This window comes from Gammaproteobacteria bacterium, from assembly GCA_035279405.1.
In the GTDB taxonomy this organism is placed as follows: Bacteria; Pseudomonadota; Gammaproteobacteria; order Natronospirales; family REEB76; genus REEB76.
Window position 1 is genome coordinate 93705 of sequence record DATEHU010000011.1, and the last position, 24574, is coordinate 118278.

22 protein-coding genes are annotated in these 24574 nt (G+C 61.3%); 6 read left to right on the forward strand and 16 right to left on the reverse strand.

From position 1 onward, the window contains the following. Window positions 1-4 precede the first annotated feature (4 nt). The 5 genes from VJR90_00700 to VJR90_00720 form a co-directional block, all read right to left on the reverse strand. Window positions 5-1027, reverse strand: a complete 1023-nt coding sequence (locus tag VJR90_00700) for a biotin-dependent carboxyltransferase family protein (GenBank protein HKV95994.1) — start codon at window positions 1025-1027, stop codon at window positions 5-7. Then, window positions 1024-1635, reverse strand: a complete 612-nt coding sequence (pxpB, locus tag VJR90_00705; protein ID HKV95995.1) for a 5-oxoprolinase subunit PxpB — start codon at window positions 1633-1635, stop codon at window positions 1024-1026. Before pxpB ends, VJR90_00700 begins: the two co-directional genes overlap by 4 nt. Next, window positions 1632-2372 (reverse strand): 5-oxoprolinase subunit PxpA, encoded by a 741-nt coding sequence (locus VJR90_00710; protein ID HKV95996.1) that lies wholly within the window; start codon window positions 2370-2372, stop codon window positions 1632-1634. The genes pxpB and VJR90_00710 overlap by 4 nt, the downstream gene beginning before the upstream one ends. 36 nt (window positions 2373-2408) lie before the next feature. Then, window positions 2409-4079 carry a urocanate hydratase gene (gene hutU / locus VJR90_00715; protein ID HKV95997.1) on the reverse strand — a complete coding sequence of 557 codons (1671 nt, stop codon included), beginning with the start codon at window positions 4077-4079 and terminating at the stop codon, window positions 2409-2411. Between the two features lie 405 nt (window positions 4080-4484). Beyond that, window positions 4485-4790 (reverse strand): hypothetical protein, encoded by a 306-nt coding sequence (locus tag VJR90_00720; protein ID HKV95998.1) that lies wholly within the window; start codon window positions 4788-4790, stop codon window positions 4485-4487. 172 nt (window positions 4791-4962) lie between these two features. Here VJR90_00720 and VJR90_00725 point away from each other — a divergent pair, with 172 nt between their 5' ends. Then, the gene (locus VJR90_00725) at window positions 4963-5373 is read left to right on the forward strand and encodes a BlaI/MecI/CopY family transcriptional regulator (GenBank protein HKV95999.1); all 411 of its coding nucleotides are present in this window, start codon (window positions 4963-4965) and stop codon (window positions 5371-5373) included. Continuing rightward, entirely contained in the window at window positions 5370-6995 is a 1626-nt protein-coding gene (locus tag VJR90_00730) for a TonB family protein (GenBank protein ID HKV96000.1), read from the forward strand. The genes VJR90_00725 and VJR90_00730 overlap by 4 nt, the downstream gene beginning before the upstream one ends. Window positions 6996-7034: 39 nt before the next feature. Here the strand turns inward: VJR90_00730 and can are convergent, their stop codons facing one another. The 7 genes from can to aceE all read right to left on the reverse strand — a co-directional run bounded on the left by can (window position 7035) and on the right by aceE (window position 15113). Further along, window positions 7035-7652: a carbonate dehydratase gene (can, locus tag VJR90_00735; protein HKV96001.1), complete on the reverse strand. Its 618-nt coding sequence runs from the start codon at window positions 7650-7652 to the stop codon at window positions 7035-7037. After that, window positions 7649-8269 (reverse strand): GNAT family protein, encoded by a 621-nt coding sequence (locus tag VJR90_00740; GenBank protein ID HKV96002.1) that lies wholly within the window; start codon window positions 8267-8269, stop codon window positions 7649-7651. Before VJR90_00740 ends, can begins: the two co-directional genes overlap by 4 nt. Then, on the reverse strand, window positions 8266-8514 hold the full coding sequence (locus VJR90_00745; protein ID HKV96003.1) for a DUF1272 domain-containing protein: 249 nt from the start codon (window positions 8512-8514) through the stop codon (window positions 8266-8268). Before VJR90_00745 ends, VJR90_00740 begins: the two co-directional genes overlap by 4 nt. A gap of 29 nt (window positions 8515-8543) precedes the next feature. Beyond that, window positions 8544-10466 carry a dihydrolipoyl dehydrogenase gene (gene lpdA / locus VJR90_00750; protein ID HKV96004.1) on the reverse strand — a complete coding sequence of 641 codons (1923 nt, stop codon included), beginning with the start codon at window positions 10464-10466 and terminating at the stop codon, window positions 8544-8546. An 81-nt stretch (window positions 10467-10547) separates the two neighbouring features. Beyond that, window positions 10548-10928 carry a VOC family protein gene (locus VJR90_00755; GenBank protein ID HKV96005.1) on the reverse strand — a complete coding sequence of 127 codons (381 nt, stop codon included), beginning with the start codon at window positions 10926-10928 and terminating at the stop codon, window positions 10548-10550. 93 nt (window positions 10929-11021) lie between these two features. Next, window positions 11022-12365: a dihydrolipoyllysine-residue acetyltransferase gene (gene aceF / locus VJR90_00760; protein ID HKV96006.1), complete on the reverse strand. Its 1344-nt coding sequence runs from the start codon at window positions 12363-12365 to the stop codon at window positions 11022-11024. A 78-nt stretch (window positions 12366-12443) separates the two neighbouring features. Further along, window positions 12444-15113: a pyruvate dehydrogenase (acetyl-transferring), homodimeric type gene (gene aceE, locus VJR90_00765; GenBank protein HKV96007.1), complete on the reverse strand. Its 2670-nt coding sequence runs from the start codon at window positions 15111-15113 to the stop codon at window positions 12444-12446. Between the two features lie 238 nt (window positions 15114-15351). Between aceE and pyrC the strand changes: the two genes are divergently transcribed. Together pyrC and rnt are read left to right on the forward strand one after the other, a co-directional pair. Continuing rightward, window positions 15352-16389, forward strand: coding sequence for a dihydroorotase (gene pyrC / locus VJR90_00770; protein ID HKV96008.1), 1038 nt, complete (start codon window positions 15352-15354; stop codon window positions 16387-16389). A gap of 31 nt (window positions 16390-16420) precedes the next feature. Further along, entirely contained in the window at window positions 16421-17059 is a 639-nt protein-coding gene (gene rnt / locus VJR90_00775) for a ribonuclease T (GenBank protein ID HKV96009.1), read from the forward strand. Window positions 17060-17097: 38 nt separating this feature from the next. Here the strand turns inward: rnt and grxD are convergent, their stop codons facing one another. The 3 genes from grxD to VJR90_00790 are packed head-to-tail and all read right to left on the reverse strand — an operon-like array spanning window position 17098 to window position 18397. Continuing rightward, window positions 17098-17421: a Grx4 family monothiol glutaredoxin gene (gene grxD, locus VJR90_00780; protein HKV96010.1), complete on the reverse strand. Its 324-nt coding sequence runs from the start codon at window positions 17419-17421 to the stop codon at window positions 17098-17100. A gap of 24 nt (window positions 17422-17445) precedes the next feature. After that, window positions 17446-17778, reverse strand: coding sequence for a BON domain-containing protein (locus VJR90_00785; GenBank protein ID HKV96011.1), 333 nt, complete (start codon window positions 17776-17778; stop codon window positions 17446-17448). A gap of 37 nt (window positions 17779-17815) precedes the next feature. Further along, on the reverse strand, window positions 17816-18397 hold the full coding sequence (locus tag VJR90_00790) for a Fe-Mn family superoxide dismutase (protein HKV96012.1): 582 nt from the start codon (window positions 18395-18397) through the stop codon (window positions 17816-17818). A gap of 138 nt (window positions 18398-18535) precedes the next feature. Between VJR90_00790 and nadC the strand changes: the two genes are divergently transcribed. Further along, window positions 18536-19387, forward strand: a complete 852-nt coding sequence (gene nadC, locus VJR90_00795) for a carboxylating nicotinate-nucleotide diphosphorylase (protein HKV96013.1) — start codon at window positions 18536-18538, stop codon at window positions 19385-19387. Window positions 19388-19497: 110 nt separating this feature from the next. Next, window positions 19498-21093, forward strand: a complete 1596-nt coding sequence (locus VJR90_00800; protein HKV96014.1) for a sulfotransferase — start codon at window positions 19498-19500, stop codon at window positions 21091-21093. Between the two features lie 95 nt (window positions 21094-21188). Here the strand turns inward: VJR90_00800 and VJR90_00805 are convergent, their stop codons facing one another. After that, window positions 21189-24089: a TonB-dependent receptor gene (locus VJR90_00805; protein HKV96015.1), complete on the reverse strand. Its 2901-nt coding sequence runs from the start codon at window positions 24087-24089 to the stop codon at window positions 21189-21191. Window positions 24090-24574 lie beyond the last annotated feature (485 nt).

A 24574-nucleotide genomic window follows, 5' to 3' on the forward strand; every position in this document is an offset into this window, starting at 1 on the left:
AAGCTCAGCGGCGCATGCGCACGCGCCGGCCGTCCACCTGCAGGTTGGCGGCGCGCAGTTCGGGATGCGACTTGGCGAGCGTCATCAGACTGCGTGCCGCCAGCAGGCCTTGGTCCGCGGAAACCAGGCCAGTGCGCAAATCCCCGTTGACGATACGCAACTCGGCAATGGCGTGTTCACGACTCACCAGTTGAAAACCAAGTGTGGCGCCGGGTCGCAACTGACCGAGACGCGGCAGGTCGGCCGCGATCACCACGGCAATTACGGGATAGCCGCCGATAGTGCCATGATTGCACAGCAAAACAATGGGATGACCGTCGCCCGGCACCTGCACCGCTCCGCTTACCATGCCCTGCGAATGCAGTTCCTGCTGGCGGCTGCGCGCCACACGTGCTCCCGCAAGCCGCAATCCACTGCGGTCGCTGTCGCTGCGTACCTCGTACTCCGAGCCGAGAAATTCTTCGAGTGCGCCGGCGGTGAACCATTCGGAATGCGGTCCGGCCAGAACCCGCAGGACTGGGCGTGCGCCGAAATCCGGCGATGCACGCCAGTACCAGCCCTGCTGCAGACGCTGCGTCTGAATGGGCAAAATCTCGCCGCCCCGCAGTATGGCCGGCCCCAGACCGGCGAGCGTGTCGCTACCCGCACTGCCCAAAACCAGCGGCGCGGAAAATCCTCCGGCTATGGCCAGGTAGGCGCGCATGCCGGTGTGCAGCGCACCGCAGCGCAAAACCTGGCCGGCATGCACCGCGATACTTTGATACATGGCCAGCGGCTTGTCGTCCAGACTCGCATCCAGTTGGCCGCCGGCAAACGCAATGACTGCGTCCGCCTCGAAACGCAACAGCGGTCCGGTCAGTGTCATTTCCAGCGCCGGAGAATATTCGGGATTGCCCACCAGCAGATTCCCCTGGCGCAGGCTGAGCGTATCGGCGGCACCCGCGCGCGGCACGCCCAGATGCGCAAATCCCGTGCGCCCAAAGTCCTGCAGGCTGGTAAAGCGCCCCGGTTCCAGAACCGCAATCACGGCAGCGGCCGAAAGCGGAGCCTGTCGCCCGGCAGCAGCAGCGCCGGCTCGGCACGCAAGGCATCGAACAGCATTGCATCGGTGTGGCCAAGCACCCGCCAACCACCGGGCGTGGCCTGCGGGTAGATGCCGGCGAATTCCCCGGCAATGGCGACACTGCCCGCGGGCACGCGCGTACGCGGTGATTTCAGCCGCGGTACGCGCAACGCCGGATCCAGGCCGACGAGATAGGGGAAGCCGGGAGCAAAACCGAGAAAGGCCACGCGGTAATCCGGCGCGCTGTGTCGCCGGATCACCTCGATGGCCTCCAGTCCCGTCAGGCGTGCAACCTCTTCGAGATCGGCGCCGTCATAACGCACTTCGATTTCATGTTCGCGCCCTCGCGATGTGCGCGGCGGGCGTTTCATGAGTCTCGACAGCCGGCCCGCAAGTTTTTCCGCGTCTAGCACCAGAGGATCGAATTCTGCCAACAGCGTGTCGTAGCCAGGCACCAACTCGCGCAGGCCTGCGATATGTTCCGCCAGCAGTACGCGGCGCAAATGCTGAGCGGCGGCACTGTCCGGAAGCCTGACCAGCAGCGCGGAGTCGCCAAAAAAACGCAGGTTCATGCGAAGGCGCGCAGTTCCACGCCCGCCTGCTCCAGCGCCGTGCGCAGCGCACGCGCCAGCGCCACCGCGCCCGGCGTGTCGCCGTGCACACACAGCGAACGCGCGTGAATGCGCACACTGCGACCGTCAATGCTCTGCACGCGGTGCGCGCAGGCAATGTCCGTGCCGCGCTGCGCGACGGTTGTTGCATCGGTGATGACCGCGCCCGCCTGATCGCGGGAAACCAATTTGCCGTCCGCGGTATAGGCACGGTCGGCAAACGCTTCGCCCACGACCTGGGTGCCGAGGCCGTGCGCCACGGTTTCCGCGGTACTCCCGGGCAAGGTGAGTATGGGCAGTGCACTGTCGAAACTTCGCAAGGCCGCGATCACCGCTGCGGCAGTTTCTTCATCCTGGGCCATGCGGTTGTACAAAGCGCCGTGCGCCTTCACGTAGCGCACATGCGTGCTGGCGGCGCGGGCGATGTCGCCCAGTGCGTGCAACTGGCGCAGAACTTCGGCAGTGAGTTTCGCGGGCGACAGCGTGAGATTGCGCCGGCCGAAATGCTCGCGGTCGGGATAGGCGACATGCGCGCCGACGACGACCTCGTACTGCAGCGCCAGGGCCACAGTGTGCCGCATGCTTGCGGCATCGCCCGCGTGCGCGCCGCAGGCGATGCTCGCGCTGGTGAGCAGCGGCATGAGTGCGGCATCGTCGCCACAGCCCTCACCGACGTCGGCGTTGAGGTCCATGAGCATGGCATTAATGTACACGCCTGGCAGTGCAACCGTACCTCAATGCGTGCCGAACATCGGCAGGTCCAGGCCGCGCTCACGCGCCACCTGCAAGGCCTTTGCGTAACCGGCATCCGCATGCCGCATGACGCCGGTGCCCGGGTCGTTGGTGAGCACGAGCCGGAGCGCACGCTCGGCCCGCTCGCTGCCGTCAGCGACGATCACCACGCCCGCGTGCAGCGCATAGCCGATGCCCACGCCGCCGCCGTGATGGAAACTCACCCAGGAGGCGCCGCTCGCGGTGTTCAGGAGTGCATTCAGTACCGGCCAGTCGGCCACGGCATCGGAGCCGTCGCGCATACCCTCGGTCTCGCGGTTGGGAGACGCCACGGAGCCTGCGTCCAGATGGTCGCGGCCGATGACGATGGGCGCCTGCAATTCGCCCTTGCGCACCATAGCGTTGAAGGCCAAACCTAGCTTGTGCCGTTCCTTGTAGCCCAGCCAGCAGATGCGCGCCGGCAGGCCCTGGAAGTGGATGCGCTGCCGCGCCATCTCCAGCCAGCGGTGCAAGTGTTGCTTGTCGGGGAACAGTTCTTTGGCCTTGGCGTCGGTCTTATATATGTCCTCGGGATCGCCGGAGAGCGCCGCCCAGCGGAATGGGCCCATGCCTTCGCAAAACAACGGACGGATGTAGAGCGGCACGAAGCCCTTGAAGTCGAAGGCGTTGGCCACGCCCGCATCCTGCGCCATGGCGCGGATGTTGTTGCCGTAATCAAAGGTGGGAATGCCCCTGGCGTGCAAGCCGAGCATGGCGCGTACCTGCCGCGCCATGGACTGCTTGGCAAGTTGCACGTATTTGGCGGGGTCGGTCTTGCGCAGCGCTGCGGCCTGCGCGAGCGTGTAACCCGCCGGGATGTACCCGTTCAGCGGATCGTGGGCCGAAGTCTGGTCGGTGAGCAGATGCGGATGCTCGTGGCCCTTCAATATCTCCTCGAATATCTCCGCGGCATTACCCAGCAAACCGACGGAGATCGCCTGCCCTTTGGCGGCTGCGTCTTTGACAATGCCGAGCGCTTCCTTGAGTGTCCTGGCCTTGTGGTCCAGATAACCGGTTTCAAGCCGCTTGTCTATGCGCTTCTCGTCCACTTCCACGGCGAGACAACACAGGCCCGTGAACACCGCGGCCAACGGTTGGGCGCCACCCATGCCGCCCAAGCCACCCGTCAACAGCCACTTGCCCTTGGCATCGCCCTGGTAATGCTGCCGCACGGCTTCGGCGAAGGTCTCGTACGTACCCTGCACGATGCCCTGCGAGCCGATGTAAATCCACGAGCCGGCCGTCATTTGGCCGAACATCATCAGGCCTTTGCGGTCCAGTTCGAAGAAATGTTCCCAGGTGGCCCATTTGCCCACCAGATTGGAATTGGCGATCAGCACCCGCGGCGCAAACTCATGGGTCTGGAACACGCCCACCGGTTTGCCCGATTGGATCAGCAGGGTTTCGTCGTTCTCCAGGCGCTGGAGCGTCTCGACGATCTTATCGAAGCATTCCCAATTGCGTGCCGCACGGCCGATGCCACCGTAAACCACCAATTCCTTGGGATTTTCTCCTACCGCCGGGTCCAGGTTGTTGTGCAGCATGCGCAGCGCCGCCTCCTGAGGCCAGCCTTTGCAGCTCAGTTTGGAGCCGGTCGGCGCATGTAATTCGATGTCGCGGAAGCGTGTAGGCACGGTTGCTCCCGAAAAAGAATGGCCGGTATTGTAACCGGCCGTTCATCGGTGTGGCGAAGTTGGGGCAGCGCTTGGTGATTACCCGCACATCATGCGTGACGGTCGGAACTTTCCACTAGCTGTAAAAGTCCACCGTTGGTTGGCTTTCTGCGGCGCCGTCAAAGCCCGATGTGTGGGGCAGTGATGCTGCTGATCGCCAACAGGTTCAGTGCCAAGATCAGAAACGTTAGCGATCTCGCAGCAAGTCCTTACCGCCAATCATTCAACAATCAGCCACGTCCTCGACTGAATCTCTAGTCGCCACGAAAATTGTGGCTCGCAGCTCGGTGTCGTGATTCTCATCATCCCTTGACGCGCACACATCGGCCGCAATCAGGCATATTTACACCGGCTGCGGACACCCAATCAAAGACAAGTGGGATTACACGACCCAGGCCGGCCCTGCAATTCAGCATTGCGCATCGCTTCCTGAGCGGCTTTCTGACGGGCCGCCATCTGCTCCTTGGTCAGACAAATGCGCTGCGGAATGTGCGATCCCAGGGGAAAACTGTCGGTGCAGATGAGCTGGTCTTTTCCGGTTTCCGGAGTGCCACGGGTAACCGCCACCGCTTCTTGTTGCGTGGCCGCTGCGGTTTTGGGGCCGGCCCCCGGTGTAGTGGCACAGGCCGCCATCAACAGGGCCGCACCGCCAGCGAGCATGAGTTTGTACATGAAAGGGCTCCTGAAAGTCGTACGATATTAGAAGTACTGCTGTGCTAGTATATTGTAAATACCGGCATTTGCAAGCCCAGTGCCGGAAATTCATACTATGAAACCAGTAGAAAACACTATACTCAAACCGGCCGGGGAACACCAGCCCTGAATTCGTCGATGAGGAATACGCATGTCGTCACCTAGACCCGCAACGGCAAGTAAAGTTCCCGAGCCCACGCAGAGCGAGCTCGACATCCTGAACGTGCTCTGGCAATTGGGACCGAGCACGGTACGCAACGTGCATGCCGCGCTGCTGGAGCACGATGAACTGGCCTACACCACCGTGCTTAGCATGCTGCAGGTCATGTATCAGAAAGGTCTCGTTTCGCGCGACGACTCCGAACGGGCTCACGTCTACAAACCGGCATTGAGCCGCAATCAAACGCAGCGCCAGATTCTCACCAAACTGTTGCATCGGGTATTCGAGGGATCCACAACCGAGTTGGTCATGCAGGCGCTGGGTTCCGCACAACCCGCGAGCCTGAGCGAAATCAACAAGATCCGGGCGCGTCTGGATGAACTGGAGGGCAAACGCAAATGAGCACGTTTACCACCCTTCTGGATTCCGCGCTGCTTTCAACCCTGGGTTGGACCTTGGTGCATTTTCTCTGGCAAGGGGCCGCTGTCGGTCTGCTTTATGCTCTGCTGCGTCATTGGCTGCGCAACAAGTCGCCCGTCGCCCGCTACAACCTGGCGATGCTCACGCTGCTGACGCTGGCGCTGCTGCCGATTTTCACCTTTATCCATCTCTATCAGCCCGCCACGAGCGCCACTGCCACTGCTGCATGGACCAGCCTCACGATGGTGACTGCAGCGAATACGGACTCAAGTGCGGCTGCATTTCTGCCGTGGCTCAATAACCTGCACGTGTGGCTGAATCCCTGGTTGTCGTGGGCGGTGCTGCTGTGGTTCTTGGGCGTGGTGATCATGACCTTTCGAGTCGGGCACGGTTGGCAACGCGCGCATCATCTGCAGCGCACGGCGAATTTCCCCCCGCTGCCGCAATGGGACAGCATCGTCAAGGACCTGAGCCGGCGGTTGGGTATTCGCAAGGTGGTGCGCCTGGCGGTATCCGCCCGTATTCTCGTGCCGTCAGTAATAGGCTGGCTCAAGCCCGTGATTCTGCTTCCGCCTTCGGTAATTTCCGGGCTCACACCGTTGCAGATCGAGTTGATCCTGGCGCATGAATTGGCGCACGTGCGCCGTCATGACTATGTGTGGAACCTGGTGCAGATTATCGTAGAAACCCTGCTTTTCTACCATCCGGTAGTGCGCTGGGTTTCGAACCAGGCGCGCATAGAACGCGAGCAATGCTGTGACGACCTGGTCGTGGCCTTGCATGGCGACCCACTCGACTATGCGCGGGCACTCACAGAATTGGAAGGGCTGCGTCATCCGCGCAGCGCCCTGATGCTTGGCGCGAATGGCGGGCAGGTGCTCGACCGCATTTACCGCCTGCTGGGACAGTCGACCGCCAGCATGCCGGCTGCATGGGGTCCGGTTTTGCTTGCGGCATGCATGCTGCTCGCCGGTGGGTTGATATCGTCCAACCAGATAAAAACGCTGTGGCACAGCGTGGCCGGCGCCAGATATTCGCTTACGGGTCAGCACGTGGAAAACGCGCCGGCCCCCGCAGTCTTGCCGGTCAGCATACAACCCACGCGCATCCAACAAACAGCGGTAATCCAGACTAACCCACGACAGGTAAGCCTGTCGGCCGGCATGTCTGCACTGCACAACGCACCACTTGCACCATTGCTTGCTCCGCTTGCGCCCGCGGCGGTACCGCCGGTGGCCGCAGCGACTGCACACCAGGATGCAACGCCCCTACGCCTGGGCGGTGAGCTGATTTCGCGTTACGCGCCCCAATACCCCGCCTTTGCCCAGGAGCGCGGTGTTGAGGGTACGGCCACAATTGATTTCACGCTCACCGCGGGTGCGGAAATCACGGACGTGCACATAGCCAAAGTCACGGGATCAGAGCTCTTCGGACAGGCCGCCGTACACGCCATTCAAAGGTGGAAATTCACCCCGGTCACCGTCGGCGGACAGCCTGTCGCTCAACATATGAGCGTGGAATTCGTTTTCCGCCTGCACGCGGCAACCAGCGCGAGCGACGGACCCTGCAAAGCCCCGATGGGTTACCACGTCTGCATAAACTAGCCAGGCCGCGCCCCAACCAATTGACTCCACACCCGGCGGTCAGCCCCGGGGTAATTCGTCCGGCCCCGAGACGGTAACGTCCAAGTCGTGCAACAAGCCATCCTGCAAGCTGTAAATCCAGCCATGCACCGTAAGCGACTGACCGCGCGCCCACGCTTTCTGCACAATCTCGGCTCGGCAAACGTGAGCGGCTTGTTCCGCGACATTCAATTCGCACAGCCGCGCCAGCAGTTTCGTCTCGTCTTTGAACGTCTTGAGATCGTCGCGATGCGCCCGGGCAACGTCCTGCACGTGCTTGAGCCAATTGTCTATCAGTCCCAAATGCGCATCGTGCCAGGCAGCCTGTACGCCGCCGCAGCCGTAATGCCCGCAAACGATGATGTGCTCCACCTTGAGCACGTCCACGGCATACTGGATCACGGACATGCAATTCAAGTCGGTGTCCAGCACCACGTTGGAAATATTGCGGTGCACGAACACCTCACCCGGCATCAAGCCCATGATCTGGTTGGCCGGCACGCGGCTGTCGGAGCAGCCGATCCACAGGTATTTCGGCGCCTGCTGGCGCGCAAGCCGTGGAAAGAAATCCACCTGCTCGCGGCTGACCTGCTGCGCCCATTTGCGGTTGTTCTCGAAGATTTGCGGCAGCTTTTTCATGCGCGGGTACCGGCAGGCATATAGCGAGGATTTAATTTTGCCTGCAGACGTGCTTTAACGGCAGGCCACTCGTGATCAAGAATACTGAAGTACACCGTATCGCGTACACGACCGGTATCGGTAACCATATGTCGTCTCAAAGTTCCCTCTTCTTTGGCGCCGAGCCGCAGAATCGCCCGGCGTGAACGTTCATTCAATGCATCAGTTTTAAGCTCAACCCGGAAGCATTCCAACACCTCGAAGGCGTGGCGCAGCATCAGATATTTGGCCTCGGAATTGACCGCGGTACGCTGCCAAGGCTTGGCAATCCAGGTTGCTCCGATCTCTACACGGCGATTGGCCAAGTCAATGTTCAAGTAGCGGGTAGAACCGATTACCTGTCCCGTTACCAGGAAAACTGTGGCAAACGGCAAGGACACACCGCGCTTTTGCTCGTCCAGCGCCTTTTGTACATAAGTCTCCATGTCCTGACGGCTGCGCTTTTGTATTGAGTCCCAGCGCCACAGATCCGAATCCAACCCCACGGCACACAGGCCATCGAGATGTCCCAATGTCAGAGGCTCAAGCCGCACATGCGCTCCTTCCAGAATCAAAGCCTGTGTGAGCTGTGCGCTCAAACGGAGGCCCCCGAACAATCTGGATGGTGTACGCGCTTCGTGGAAGCTGGATATTTTGCCAGCAGATCAGCGGGTCGAATCGGCCTGGGTGCAAAGTTGCCGCCACAATTTGGGCATACAAAATGCAAGCGGCTCGCCACGCAGTCACGGCAAAATGTGCATTCGAAGGTGCAAATCATGGCCTCGACTGAATCCGGTGGCAGATCCTTGTCACAACACTCGCAATTGGGTCGCAATTCCAGCATGAGTGGCCCAGGCAGATCGTAATTCGCAACTAGCGTTTCTTGGGAATGTACAGGTCGGTTAGCGTGCCTTCGAAGGCCTCGGCCGCAAACATCACAGTCTCGGAAAGCGTCGGGTGCGGATGGATGGTCAGGCCGATGTCTTCCGCATCGCAGCCCATCTCGATGGCGAGCGTGAGTTCCGCAATCAGGTCGCCGGCGTTTGAGCCGACGATGCCGGCGCCGAGAATGCGATGCGTCTGGGGATCAAACAGCAGCTTGGTCAAGCCGTCGTCACGGCCAAGCGAAAGATTGCGGCCGCTCGCCGCCCACGGGAAGCTGCCTTTGCCAATTTCAATGCCCTGCTCTTTCGCCTGCTTCTCGGTGAGGCCGACCCAGGCCACTTCCGGATCGGTGTAGGCAACCGAAGGAATGGCGCGCGCGTCGTTGGCGACTTTCATGCCGGCCGCCACTTCCGCTGCAACCTTGCCTTCGTGGCTGGCCTTGTGAGCGAGCATGGGATTGCCGGCGATATCGCCGATGGCAAAGATGTGCGGCACGTTGGTGCGTTGCTGGCGGTCCGCGGGAATGAAGCCGCGCGCGTCCACCGCGACTCCGGCCTTGCCTGCGTCAATCAGCTTGCCGTTCGGCCTGCGGCCCACGGCCACCAGTACGCGGCCATAGGTCTGCGGCGCAGGCGCATCTTTGCCGTCAAAGCTCGCCTTGATACCCGTCTTGGTGGCCTCCAGCTTCGCCACTTTCACACCCAGGAGAATCTTCTCGTAGCGATTCTCGATGCGCTTCTGCAGTACGCGCACCAGATCGCGGTCGGCTTCCGGAATGAGCATGTCGGTCAATTCCACCACGGTGACCTTCACGCCCAGCGCGTCATACACGCAGGCCATTTCCAGTCCGATGATGCCGCCACCGATTACCAGCATGCGTTCCGGCAATTCCTCCAGTTCCAGCGCCGAGGTCGAATCGAGAATGCGCGGATCGTCCGGGAAGTCGGGAATTTTTGCGGCCTGGGAACCGGCCGCGATGATGCACTGCTCGAAGCGCAACACTTGTCCGCCTTTTTCGCCCGTTACACTCAGATAATGCGGTGAGAGGAATTTGCCCGCGCCCTGTACCACCTGCACCTTGCGCTGTTTCGCCAGGGTCGCCAAACCGCCGGTGAGCTTGCCCACCACGCTGTTTTTCCAGGTACGCAGTTTGTCGGTATCAATCTTCGGTTTGTCGAAACTGATGCCGCGCTCCGACATCTCCGCCGCGTCTTCGATGACCTTGGCCGCGTGCAACAGAGCCTTGGACGGAATGCAGCCGACGTTCAGGCACACGCCGCCCAAACTCTGATAACGCTCCACCAGCGCGACTTTCTTGCCGAGATCGGCGGCGCGGAACGCCGCGGTATAACCGCCGGGGCCCGAACCAAGCACCAGCACTTCACATTCCAGATCCACCTTGCCCGTGTATTCCGAACTTGCGGGAGCGGCCTCCTGGCCGCGCTTGTCTGCCGATTCGCCATCTTTTCGCTGCCCGAATGCCGCTCCTGCAGAAGCAGCCATACCCGCTGATTTACTCCCCTCACCCTCTTTCGGACTGCGCATTCCTGCTTCGTCCGCAAGTCCAGGGCGGTCATCCCTGACCGCCCGCTCGGCGGCTCCCGCCTCGCCCTCTCCCCCTGGCGGGGGCGAGGGAGATTTAAGAGAAGCCGTCGGCTTTTCCGTAGCCCCGGCCACCTCCAAGCTGAGAATCGGCGAGCCTTCGGATACCTTGTCGCCCTGCTTGACCTTCATTGCCTTCACGGTGCCCGCTTGGGGTGCCGGCACATCCATCGTGGCCTTGTCGGTTTCGAGCGTGATCAGCCCCTGTTCTTTCTCGATTTTGTCGCCCGGCTTCACCAGCACTTCTATGACATCCACATCCTTGAAGTTGCCGATGTCGGGGACTTTGATCTCTACGATATTTTCCATGATGTCACTCGATATTGTGGGAGCGGCTTCAGCCGCGATTGGCATCTGGCATCGCGACTGAAGTCGCTCCTACAAAAACATTTAATCCCAGCGGTTCGCGCCCTCGGAAAACCCCGGACGCTGCGCGCGCACCACACAGAACACTTGTCCGGTAGGTGCCTGCATGACCACCCAGGTCTTGACATGCCGCACCACCTTGGCGCCCAGTTTTTCCAGACGCGCCACTTCGGCGGAAATGTCGTCACTTTCAATATCCAGATGCACGCGGCTTTCGTGTTCCACGCGTTGCACTTCGGCGAGCACCTCCCCGACTGGCGTCGCCAGCATGCGGTAATTGTCGCGGCTGCTGGGATGCTGCATGTCTACCGGGCGGCCAAGCGCAGCGCCCCAGAAGCGCGCGGCTGCGTCCACGTCATCGGTCTTACAATCTATGAGTACGGCACACAGGCGGCTGTGATGCATGGATTCCTCCGCTATGCAGGCCCGGTTGGCGCATTGGGTCCCCACAGGACCGCCGGCTACACGCTAGCAGCACCCAACCCGGCCGCATGATCTTCAAAGTACCAGATTGCGTGCTTCCGACAGCACCTGGCACAGGAAAGTGGTGAAGCGCGCGGCCATGGCGCCGTCAATCACGCGGTGATCATAGGACAGCGACAGCGGCAGCATCAGCCGCGGCTGGAATTCCTTGCCGTTCCACACCGGTTTCATCTGTGAGCGCGACACGCCGAGTATCGCCACTTCCGGCGCATTCACGATGGGTGTAAACAAGGTGCCGCCGATGCCGCCCAGGCTCGAAATGCTGAAGGTGCCGCCCTGCATCTCGTCAATCTTGAGTTTGCCGTCGCGCGCCTTCTGCGCCAGCTCGCCGAGTTCCTTCGCGATCTCGAATACGTTCTTCCGGTCGGCATTGCGGATCACCGGCACCATCAGCCCGTTCGGCGTGTCCGCGGCAAACCCGATGTGAAAGTACTTTTTGTACACCAGATTCTCGCCGGCAGGATCGAGTGAACTGTTGGCTTCCGGAAACTGCCTGAGCGTAGCCACGCAGGCCTTGACCAGAAACGCCAGCATCGTGAGTTTGGTGCCGATTTTTTCCGCGTCGGATTTGAGCGCCTTGCGCACGTTATCGAGCTCGGTGATATCGGCTTCGTCATGCTGGGTGACATGCGGCACGTTGACCCACGCGGCTTGCAGGCGCGGTCCGGAAATCTTCTTGATGCGCGGCAGCGGCTTGATTTCGATTGCACCGAACTTCGCGAAATCCACCACCGGCACTCTCGGCAGTCCGCCGCCGGCCGCGCCGCCCTGCATGACGCCCTTTACGAACGCCTTTACGTCATCGTGGGTGATGCGCCCCTTGCGCCCGCTGCCCGTGACGCGCGGCAGGTCCACGCCCAGTTCACGCGCCAGCTTGCGCACCGACGGTCCCGCGTGCGCCTTGCCAAAACCGGACTCATTGATGGGAGCCGCGGGCACAACGGGAGGCGATGCAGGCACCGCAGCCGCCGGGGTTGGCGCAACTTGCCGGTTACCGCCTTTGTCCGCCCCGGCCGCCGGTGGCGAGGGTACTGGAGCCGCCTTGGGCGCCGCCGCCTGAACGGGCCTGGATTCTTTGGATCTGTTTTGGCTTTGCCCGGTTGCGCCCGCCCCTGCGCCGGCGAGTTCCAGAGTCAGAATCAACGAACCCTCGGAAACCTTGTCACCCTGCGTGACCTTCATTTCCCTGACAGTCCCTGCCTCTGGCGCCGGCACATCCATCGTAGCCTTGTCGGTTTCCAGCGTGATCAACCCCTGCTCTTTCTCGATCCGGTCACCGGCCTTGACCATGACTTCAATGACGTCCACGTCCTTGAAGTTGCCGATATCGGGGACTTTGACTTCTATCGTATTGCTCATGCTCACATTTCTTGTTGTGGGAGCGGCGTCACGCGCCGCGATTCGAATGTCGCGACGGAGACCGTCGCTCCTACAATTTCACACCGTCATGGGGTTCGGTTTTTCGGGATTCAGACCGTACTTCTTGATGGCCTCGGTCACCCGCTTCGCATCCAGCTGACCGTCATCCGCAAGCGCCTTGAGCGCCGCCACCACAACGTGAAACCGGTCCACCTCGAAGAAATGCCGCAGATCCTCGCGCGTGTCGCTGCGGCCGAAGCCATCGGTACCGAGCACCGCGAACCGCCGCGGCACGTACTCGCGAATCTGGTCAGCGAACAGGCGCACGTAATCGCTGGCTGCGATCACCGGTCCGGGATGCTTCTCGAGCTGCTGGGCGACATAGGGAACGCGGGGACTCTTCCCGGGATTCAGCAGGTTCCAGCGCGCGCAATCCTGGCCGTCACGACGCAACAGCGTAAAGCTGGTGGCGCTCCACACATCCGCGGCCACGTTCCAATCCTTCTCCAACAGCTCGGCGGCCGCCAGGACTTCACGCAGAATGGTACCGCTGCCCATGAGTTGCACGCGCAGTTTGACGTTGCCGCGGCCCGCGCGCAGCGGATAAAGCCCGCGGCGGATGCCTTCTTCCACGCCCTTGGGCATGGCCGGCTGCGGGTAATTTTCATTCATCACCGGGAAATAGAAGTAAACATGTTCCTGTTCCTTGAACATGCGCCGCAGGCCATCCTGCACAATCACGGCGATCTCGTAGGCATAGCATGGATCATAGGGAATGCAATTGGGAATGTTGGCCGCCATCACCTGGCTATGGCCATCCTGGTGCTGCAGTCCCTCGCCTTCGAGCGTAGTGCGCCCGGCGATACCGCCCACCAGAAATCCGCGCGCCTGCGAATCCGCCGCCGCCCACGCCAGGTCCATCATGCGATGCCAGCCGAACAGCGAATAGAAGCAAAAGAATGGAATCAGGGTCACGCCATAATTGCTGTAGGCGGTGCCGGCGGCCAGAAATGAACTCATGGCGCCCGCCTCGGTGATGCCCTCCTCCAGCAATTGCCCGGTCTTGGATTCCTTGTAGTACATAAGCTGGTCGGCATCTTCCGGCTGGTAAAGCTGGCCCACCGCGGAGTAGATGCCAATCTGGCGAAACAGCCCTTCCATGCCGAAACTGCGCGCCTCATCGGGAATGATCGGCACCACATATTTGCCGATATTCTTGTCGCGCAGCATCACGGCGAGTACGCGCACCATCGCCATGGTAGTGGAAACCTCGCGATCGCCCGTGCCCTCCAGTTCCTTCTGGAAGGCATCCAGCGCAGGTACGTCATGCGGTTTGGCATTGCCGCCGCGCTGGGGAAGAAACCCGCCCAAGGCCTTGCGCCGTTCCATCAGGTATTGCATTTCCGGGCTATCCGCCGGCAGACGGATGAACGGATGTTGGCTGATGTTCTCGTCGCTCACCGGAATATTCAGGTTGTCGCGCAGCTCGCGCATGGACGCTTCATCGAGCTTCTTCACGTTGTGAGCGATGTTCTGGCCCTGAGCGGCCCGGCCGAGGCCAAAGCCCTTGATGGTCTTGGCAAGAATCACCGTCGGCTGGCCGCTGTGCCCGACTGCCGCCTGGTATGCGGCATACACCTTGCGCGCGTCGTGTCCGCCGCGGTTGAGGCGCCAGATTTCCTCGTCGCTCATGTTGGCGACCATCTCCAGCAGCTCCGGATACTTGCCGAAGAACTTCTCGCGCACGAACTTGCCGTCTTTCGACTTGTAATCCTGGTATTCACCGTCTACGCACTCCATCATGAGCTTGGGCAGCAGTCCGTGCTTGTCGCGCATGAACAGTTCGTCCCAGCGCGATCCCCACAACACCTTGATGACATTCCAGCCCGCGCCCAGGAAATGCGCTTCCAGCTCCTGAATGATCTTGCCGTTGCCGCGCACCGGTCCGTCGAGCCGCTGCAGATTGCAGTTGATTACAAATACAAGATTGTCCAGGTGCTCGCGCACCGCGAGCGGTGTGGCGGCCAGCGTTTCCGGTTCGTCCACTTCGCCGTCGCCGATGAAGCACCACACTTTGCGGTCCGAGGGTTTGAGGAACCCGCGGTGCTCCAGGTAACGCATGAGGCGCGCCTGATACACTGCCATGATCGGACCCAGGCCCATGGATACGCTCGGGAACTGCCAGTAGTCGCGCATCAGCCACGGATGCGGATACGAGGACAATCCGCGCTTCTCGACCTCGCGCCGGAAATTGAACAATTGCTCTTCGTCGAATCGGCCTTCGAGGTAGGAGCGGGCATAGACGCCGGGTGAGGAATGCCCTTGCAGATACACGAGATCGCCCGGCACTCCGTCCTGCGGCGCACGCCAGAAATGGTTGAATCCCACTTCGAACAGGGTGCCGATGGACGCGTAACTCGCCAGATGCCCGCCGATGCCGCTGTTGGCCTTGTTCGCATGCACTACCATCGCCGCGGCATTCCAGCGCAGGTAGGCTTCGATACGCTTTTCCAGCTCGCGGTTGCCGGGATAGGGCGGCTCGTGTGCGAGCGGAATGGTGTTGACGTAAGCGGTATTGGGACTGTAGGGCAGATGCGCGCCGGAGCGGCGCGCCGCGTCAATCAACTGCTCGATGAGAAAATGTGCGCGCTCCGTGCCCTCGACTTCCAGTACCGAGGTGAGCGCATCCAACCACTCGCGGGTTTCCTGCGGATCGGGATCGCGGGCATTGGCGGCATCGTTGGCCATGGAATTTCTCACCACGCTCAAGGTAATGGGCGCTCAGGCGGTCTATTCGCGGCCCGCGCCTTCCGCCCGTGCGGAAAGCCCTATATCATCGCGGCGGAACCATCCTGGAACTGCGAATGCCTGCTCTGTCGCGCGTGCATGACCAAGCCACAGACGATTGCCGTGGTCACGCCGGAGCGGGCGGCGAGCCTGAGCCCGCGTATTATACCGCCCCGTGCAAACCGGAACGACCCACCCAATGAGCGCATCATTCAACATCACGCGGCCGGACGACTGGCATCTGCACCTGCGCGATGGTTCCATGCTGCGCGACGTCCTGGCGCACAGTGCCCGGCGTTTCGCCCGCGCTATCGTGATGCCGAACCTGAAACCCCCGGTCACGACCGCAGCTGCGGCGCTTGCCTATCGCCAGAGGATTCTCGACTCACTCCCAAAGCACGCGCAATTCGAGCCGTTGATGACGCTGTACCTTACTGACGACCTGCCGCCGGATGAGATCACCCAAGCCAGGGCCAGCGGACATATCCATGGCGTGAAGCTCTACCCCGCGGGCGCCACCACCAATTCCGCTGCCGGCGTCACCGACATCCGCCGTTGTGACGCGACGCTGGAAAAAATGGCGGAACTGGGCATGCCGCTGCTGGTGCACGGCGAGGTGACCGATCCGGCGGTGGATGTATTCGACCGCGAGCCCTTGTTCATCGAGCGCGTGCTCGCACCGCTCTTGCGCCGCCTGCCAGCGCTCAAGATTGTGTTCGAACACATTACCACGCGCGCGGCGGTGGATTTCGTGTTGGCGCAAGGCAAAAACCTCGCGGCCACGCTCACGCCACACCATCTTCTCTACAACCGCAACGCGCTGTTACGCGATGGGATCCGGCCGCATTATTACTGCCTGCCGGTACTCAAACGCGAGCGCGACCGAGAATCCCTGATCCAGGTAGCCATCAGTGGCAATCCCAAATTCTTCCTCGGCACCGACAGCGCACCGCATGCCCGACACCTGAAGGAAAACGCCTGTGGATGCGCCGGAATCTTCAGCGCGCACGCCGCCATCGAGCTGTATGCCGAAGTCTTTGAACAGGCGGGCGCGCTGGACAAGCTCGAAGCCTTCGCCGGCTTCCACGGTGCGGATTTCTACGGACTGCCGCACAACCGTGACAAAATCACGCTGGTAAAGAAATCCTGGACCGTACCGGAAGCCTATCCCTTCGGCGAACACCAAGTCGTGCCAATGCGTGCCGGAGAAGCGGTCAGCTGGTCGCTGGCCAAGTGATTCACACCCACGCATGCAGGTTGCCGCACCCATGAATGATGCCTCCACTCCGCAGCGCCTGTCACAGCGTTTTCGTGGCTTCCTGCCGGTCGTGGTGGACGTGGAAACCGGCGGCTTCGACAATCAGCGCGACGCCTTGCTGGAAATCGCCGCGGTGCTCGTCGAAATGGACGCAGACGGCCGCCTGCGGCGCGGCGCCACCCACGGCTATCACGTGCAGCCTTTCGAGGGCGCCAACATTGACCCGGCCGCGCTCGAGGTCAACGGCATCGATCCCTGGCATCCACTGCGGCCAGCGATTCCGGAGCGCGACGCGCTGCAGCGCGTGTTCCGTGCGGTGCGTGAGGCGCTGCAGCAATACGACTGCACGCGCGCCATCCTCGTCGGGCACAATGCATTCTTTGATCTGGGTTTCCTCAATGTCGCGGTGACGCGCAGCGGGATCAAACGCAATCCCTTTCACCCCTTCTCCAGCTTCGATACCGCCACCCTCGGTGGCGTGGCCGTCGGCCAGACCGTGCTGGCGCGCGCTGTCGAAGCCCTGAACCTGCCGTGGGATCCATCCGCGGCCCACTCCGCCAGCTACGACGCCGAGAAAACCGCGGATTTGTTCTGCGAGATCGTCAACCGGTTCCAACCGATTTACCGGGACAACCTGCCCGGCACTTGATCTGCCGGCTGCGTGGCCGAGGATGCCCGCAATTCCCTTCAACTGTGCTTGATGCCCTTCGCGTCCAGCAGTTCCCGCAGCTCACCGGATTCGTACATCTCCGCAGTGATGTCGCAGCCCCCCACCAGTTCCCCCTTGACGAAGAGCTGCGGGAAGGTCGGCCAGTTGGACAATTTCGGCAGATTGGCCCGGACTTCGGGATCGGCCAGCACATTCACGTGGCCAAATTCCACACCCAGATTTTTCAGTATCTGAGAGGTACGCGCCGAGAAGCCGCACTGCGGAAACTCCGGAGTGCCTTTCATGAAAAGCAGCACCGGTTGACTATCGAGCTGCCCCTTGATGCGTGTCATCGTGTCCATAAAAAGCTGTCCGCCTCCGGTAAGTTAACTGCCTGGTCCGATCTGGATATCGTCTATCACGCCCTTGACGCCGCCCACTCCCTTCGCCACCTGCACCGCTTCGTCGCGCAGCGCCGCAGTAGGCACGGTGCCGGTGAGCGTCACCACCTGAGCTTTGGTGGTGACGTGGATGTGAAAGGCCTTGAGGCCCGTGTCACCCAGCAGCTTGGCCTTGACCACGCTGGTGAGATAGGAATCATCCGCGAAACTGCCGACGGTCGTACCGACCATGGGCTTGTTGGTTGAGCAGGCGCTGATCGAGGCCAGCGACAGTCCTGCCAACAACGATAACAGCGCAACATTTAATGCCTTCAACATGGTTGACCCTCGTCTTGGAGCGCTTGCGCGCTGCCATTCAATGCCCAAGATTCTTCGCCGCGAACTCCCAGTTCACCAGCTTCCACCAGGCTTCGATGTATTTCGGCCGGGCGTTGCGGTAATCAATATAGTACGCGTGCTCCCACACGTCGCAGGTCAGCAACGGCTTGTCACTGCCGGTCAGCGGATTTTCCGCATTGCTGGTCTGGGTCACGGCCAGCTTGCCATCCGGCCGCCTCACCAGCCAGGCCCAGCCGGAACCGAACAGGCCGGCGGCTTTCTCGCTGAATTCCTTCTGCAGCGCCTCGAATGAGCCGAAGGATTTCTTCACGGCCTCGGCCAGAGTACCGCCCGGCTGGCCGCCGCCCTTGGGACTCAGGCTGTGCCAGTAAAAGCTGTGGTTCCAGACCTGTGCGGCTTGATTGAACATCCCGCCCTTGGCCTTTTTCACTATATCTTCGAGCGAGGAGTTCGCAAACTCGGTGCCGGGGATCAGGCTGTTGAGCTTGTCCACGTAGGCTTTATGGTGCTTGCCGTAATGAAACTCCAGGGTTTCCTTCGAGATATGCGGCGCAAGCGCATCGAGCGCATATGGCAACTTGGGCAATTCATGAGTCATGGCGTTCTCCTTCTTGAGATTTCAGCGGCGGCCGTGGAGGGGCGCGGAAAATCCGGCGCGCGACCGCGAAAACTGGAGTCAGTCTAAACCGCGGCCCGCAGCCGCGCAACTTGCGGCAGCTGCGTATAATCCGCGCGCATGTCCATCCCTCTGCCCGACGACGTGGTCGAATGCGTGCACCGCGCACTTGCCGAGGACATCGGCAACGGCGATCTGACAGCTGCTTTGATTGATCCGCAGGCACGCGCACGCGCACAGGTGATATCGCGCGAAACCGCGGTGTTGTGCGGCTGCGCATGGTTTGATGAGGTATTCCATCAATTGGACCGGGATGTCCGCGTCACCTGGCACGCGCACGACGGCGACGACCTCCATGCCGACCAGATTGTGTGCAAGCTCGAAGGCCCGGCGCGTGCGCTGCTCACCGGCGAGCGCACCGCACTCAACTTTCTGCAAACCCTGTCCGGGACCGCCACCGCCGCACGCCGTTATGCCGAAGCCGTGCGTGGCACGCACGCGGCAATTCTCGACACCCGCAAGACGCTGCCGGGCCTGCGGCGCGCGCAGAAATACGCGGTGCGCGTGGGCGGCTCCCGCAACCATCGCCTGGGCCTGTTCGACGGCATGCTCATCAAGGAAAACCACATCGCCGCCGCCGGTGGTATAGCGGCCGCAATTGACGCCGCCCGCCGTCAGGGCGTGAAAGTACCGGTGGAAATCGAGGTTGAAAATCTGGAGCAGTTGCGTGCGGCCATCGCAGCCGATGCCGACATCGTGCTACTCGACAACTTCGACCTCGACGGGCTGCGCAATGCGGTGCGCGCAACCGCGGGGCGCGTCAAACTCGAAGCCTCCGGCGGCGTGGACCTGGAGCGGGTGCGTGCCATCGCCGAAACCGGCGTGGACTACATCTCGGTAGGCGCGCTCACCAAGCATCTGCATGCCGTGGATCTGTCCATGCGTTTTGACTTCGAGCCGCGACCGAAGTAACCCGGTTTTCCGTCGCATGCAATGCGGGACAGCCGTCGGACTGCATTGCTACCCGCGCGCGACCGGCCGATTGCCGCTAGAATGGCCGCGCCCTTACGCTTCCCCACGCCATGGCCGAGACCTTACCGCTCCTCACACCCGCCCAAGCGCAGGCTCGCCGCCAGCTGCAGCTTGGCCTGCGTTACCTCGAAGCCGGCGACCTGCCGGCCGCGGGCAATGCCCTGCTGCAGGCGGTCCGGCTCGACGACACACTCGCGCTCGCGCACTATCAGCTGGGCAACTGCCTGCGCCGCTACGGCGATAGCGCGCGTGCCGAACAGGCGCTGCTGGCCGCCATCGAGCGTGACGCTGTGCTGAACGATGCTTATATCAGCCTGGCCTATCTGTACCACGAGACCGGCCGCGGCCCTGACGCCGGCCTGATCCTAGAAAAGCTCCTCGCGACGCGACCGGACGATGTCAGCCTCCGCTTCCAGCTCGGAGGCCTGCTCGTCAAGTTCGGACTGTTCTCCGCAGCCGAAAGTATTTTTGCCAACTGCCCGCCCTCCGATGCACGTCACGCCCAGGCACAGCTCACGCTGGGCAACGCCTACCAAGCGGCCGGACAGTTCGAACGGGCGCAACAGGCCTTCCTCAAGGCCATAGACCTGAATGCCAATAGCGATGCCGCCTATCTGAGGATCGCACACACCCGGCGTTTTGGCCCGGGGGACTCCGCACTCATCGGGAAGTTCGAACGGATTCTTGCGCAACCGGATCTGAGCGCGGCGACACACGTTTGCCTGCACTTCAGCCTCGGAAAGATATACGACGATCTGGCATCCTACGACCAGGCCTTCGAGCACTATCGGCGCGGCAACGAGTTGCAACACGAACGCGTGAAATTCGACCGCGAGCAGTTGCTGGATTACATCGCGCGCGCCAAACAAGTATTCACCGCCGAATTCCTGCGCAGCGCAGCCCCGGCGCCCGCGAACGCGACCCCGCAGCCGATCTTCGTGATCGGCATGTTGCGCAGCGGCACCACGCTCGTCGAGCGCATTCTTGCGAGCCACCCCGAGTGCTACGGCCTCGGTGAAACGGAACTCGTGGATGCGCTCACCCGCGACCTGGCCGCACAGACCGGCAAAAGTTATCCGGAATGTGCGCGCGCACTCACTCTGGCCTTGTGCACGCGGCACGCGGCGGCACTACGCTCCGCCTGGCCAGCGCCGGCGCGCGGGCTTGCGCATGTCATTGACAAGAATCCGCTCAATTTCCTGCACCTGGGATTGATCAGCTTGCTGTTTCCGGGTGCGCCGGTCATGCATTGCGTGCGCGATCCTCTGGACACCTGCCTGTCCATCTACTTCCAGCACTTTGCCCACCCGCGCAATACTTATGCCTACGCGCTCGACGACATCGCGTTCTTTTACCGCCAATACCGGGATCTCATGAGCTACTGGCAGCAGGTGCTGCCGGTACCGCCGTACGATGTACGGTATGAACAATTGGTGCGCGAGCCCGACAGTCAAGTTCGCGCGCTAGTGGCGGCTGCCGGCCTGCGGTGGGATCCGGCATGCCTCGAATCCCACAAGCACAGCGAACGCATAGATACCGCAAGTGCCTGGCAGGCGCGCCAGCCTATCTACAGCGCATCGGCCGGCCGCTGGCGCCGGTATGCACGCCACCTGGATAGTCTGCGGGAGGCGTTGGGCACAGGCTAGCCCACGGCCGACCCACAGCTACGTGCCATTCTGATGCAAAAAAACGGCCCCGTTTCCGGGGCCGCTTAACACTCAAACTAATCTTTGAGTGATTATCAGAACTTGACCTGCACGCCGACCTGATAGAAACGGCCCATCGCTCCCTGCTGCGCATACGTCGGGTTGTAGTTGTTGCCCGCATAGTCAATCGGGTCGAACGGCGGGGCCTTGTCGGTCGCATTCAGGATGCCCGCGGTCAGCGCCCAGTTGTTGTTGATGTTCCATTGGCCCGTCAGGTCCACATACCAGAACGCCGGCATCTCGCAGTCCGGCGGCACCGGGTTGCCGCTGGGGCCGGTGGAGAAGCACCCGGCAGTCGGTCCAAAGATGTCGGGTACCGACATGTACAACCCGCTCGTCCAATAGACTGTGGCGGTGGCGCTGAACTCCTGTCCGAATGCAAGGGTATTGGCCCAGTTCCAGCGGTACTTCGGCGTGCCGGCACCCGAGGACAAGATGTACGGCCCTTGCGTACCCACCATGGAGACACAGGGACCGCCGGCCGACAGCGTTTCACACCAAGTCTCGATTTTGGTACCGTTGAAATTGCTGGTCCAAGTCAGCGGGCCAAAATCCTCGTTGTAACGCAAGTTGACATCGAAGCCGCTGGTGCGCAACTCATTCAGGTTGGAATACACGCCGTTGAACTGAATCGGGCGCGGCAGTGCGGTCGGATGCAGCGGATCGGGCGTGTCCACGATGACCGATCCCGCCGGCATCGGCGAACCGGAGAAGTAGGCGGAAATCAGCGCCGAAGTTGCCGGCGGCGCAATCACGTTGGTCTTCAGGATGTTGTAGTAGTCCACCGAGCCGCTGAGCTCTGAAATCGGCTGAAACACCATGCCCAGCGTATAGTTGCGAGCCCGCTCCGGCTGGATAGCCGGATTGGCGCCGGTAAACAGCCCCAAGCCGTATGGCGATGCGTAGAAATCCGGCGTACAGGGCGCAGTCGGTGTTCCCGGCGGCGATCCCGTGGCGCAGTGCGTGTTCACCCACGCCGGTGCACTCAGGATCGGATTGAAGGTGATGAATCCCAGTACCGAGCTCGAGCCGTTCTCGCCAAAGGACGGCGCCCGGAAACCGCGCGAGTAGGTGCCGCGGAAGGCTAGTTGCTGGATCGGCGTCCATTTCACACCGAATTTCGGCGAGAAGGCACTGCCGAAGTCGGAATAGTGGTCCTCGCGCCCGGACAGATCCATCTCCAGAGACGGCAGCACCGGCGCATCCAGCTCCGCAAACAAGGCCGAGACATTGCGGTGGCCGATGGTCTGGGTGTTGCCGAGGCCTTGAAAGTTGTCGCCCGGATTCAGCGCCGCATCATCCTGCGCCTCGTAGCGCCACTGCACGCCTACCGCCAAAGCCAAGGGCCCCCCCGGCAAATTCGTCAGCGGACCGTTGATGGTGAAATCCGCCGAGTCTTCGTCGGTAGTCGAGGTCTTGCCGATGGTGGGCGACAGCGCGTCGCGCACGGCCTGCGAGTTCTGCGACGGATCCAGGAAATTGTAGGTGCCGTTGGTGACGTCTTGCATCAACTGTGGAAAGTCCAGAAAGCCGTAGTCATTGACGTTCAGCCAGGCGTGATTCAGGTTCAGTGCGGCGTCGTAGTTCCAGTTTTCGGTGAGCGCGCCGTTCACGTCGGCGTCCATGCGCATCACATGGTTGACATCGGTTTCCCAACCAAAGCCGGGCAGATCGCCGAAGTTGTACTGGATCAGCGCGTACTGACCTTGAGATGCAAACAGGTCCTGCGGATTAGGGTTGCCATTCGGGAGCGTGGGCGGCAGCGCAATGGTATCGGTATTATTGGGAACGCCATTCTGGATTGAAGCACCCTGACCGCTCTGGGACACCATGCGGAACTGGTTGAAGCTCGCGTTCAGATAGGCCGTGGTGGTGGAATTCAGGTTCACCGTAATACGGCCGTCTACGGAGTAACTCTTGGTTTCGGGTGCAAGCTGGCCGTAATTGGCAACCTGGTTGTAGGCACAGCCCGTGCCGGTGCCGCCACCGGTGCCCGGATAGGTCACAGGAGTCGGGCAGGGACGGATGGGCACGAAGCTCGTTCCGGAAATCTGCACGCCGGTCAACAAGTTGCCCGGCGTTCCAAGGGTGGCCGGCGCCTCAACGCCGTAGATGGAGCCACCGACGCCGGAACCGCCAAATGCAGGATTGCCGCCGACGCAACCGTCAAAATAGCCAATCGAGCTCAGGTCGCAGGCATCCAGTGGAAATTTGCGATTGTGGTTATAGATCGGCCGCTGGGTGTGGTACTCGACACTCAGGTATGCGTTGTAGTTGTTGGTATCCAGATTGCCGGTGCCGGTGATGAACGTGTAATCCTGCGAGGCACCGCCACCATGCTGCGAACCGCCAATCTGCGCGGTAGCGCGTGAACCGGTCCACGAGGGATACAGAATGATGTTTACCACGCCGGCGATGGCGTCCGCGCCATAGATCGACGAGGCACCGTCTTTCAGCACCTCAATACGCTCGACGGCATTCAACGGAATGGTGTTCAAATCAGTAAAGGAACGCTCGCCGTCGTCAGCCAGCGGATAAGCCGTGGTGCGTCGGCCATCGATCAGGATCAAGGTGGAATTCACTGTCAGGCCGCGCAGTGCCACGCCTGACGAGCCGTTGGCAAAACCGGCGGTAAATGCCAGCGGAATGGTGCCGCTATTGTCCGACGACAGGGTACGCACCACATCCGCGATGGTGGTCAAGCCGCTTTGCTGAATCTGTTTGGCCGTGATCACTGTGACCGGTGCCGGGGTTTCAACGTTGGTCCGTGGAATGGCGGTGCCGGTGACGGTGACCTTGGCAAGTTGAGCCGTGACGGCTTGATTCGACGTGCCGGCTGCCGGCGCGTTTTGCGCGAAAACCGATGGCACCGCCACCGCCAGCGCGCCGCCCGTCAACAGAGCGTAACGGCAGGCACTTTTCAGGTTGCTGTTCATTCGAGGCTCCTTAAATTTTATTTGAGAACCGGTGAACCGTGCGCACGGGTATGCGCACAGGTCCCGAATGCATGCATTCGGCTGTGACATCCCTGGTGAGTTCGAAAACGTCCCCTAGATCCGTCTCATTCGCACAGCAAGTCTAGTACCAAAAATGCAAATTGCAAGCGACACTGTTTGTTGCCATTTCAATACGTGTTTAAGCTGAAGCAATCATTTTACGGCCGGATAAACAACGCGTCGGTGTGTTCTGCCGTTCGATTGTTGCTAACTGGCAACAAATTGAATCTGCCGACGTAGTATTATTGCATCACATCCAAATGTGTTTATGCTGGTATTGGATGTGCATTGTTCAAACTAGCTGGACTTCGAAACTCAGGGTTTGGCACATCAGACCATGAACGGCACCTCAACCGGTCGCTCGCCCAGCAATGTGGGCGATCTACATGGATGGCGAGAAGCACTCAGAGGAAAGAGCTGGCCGT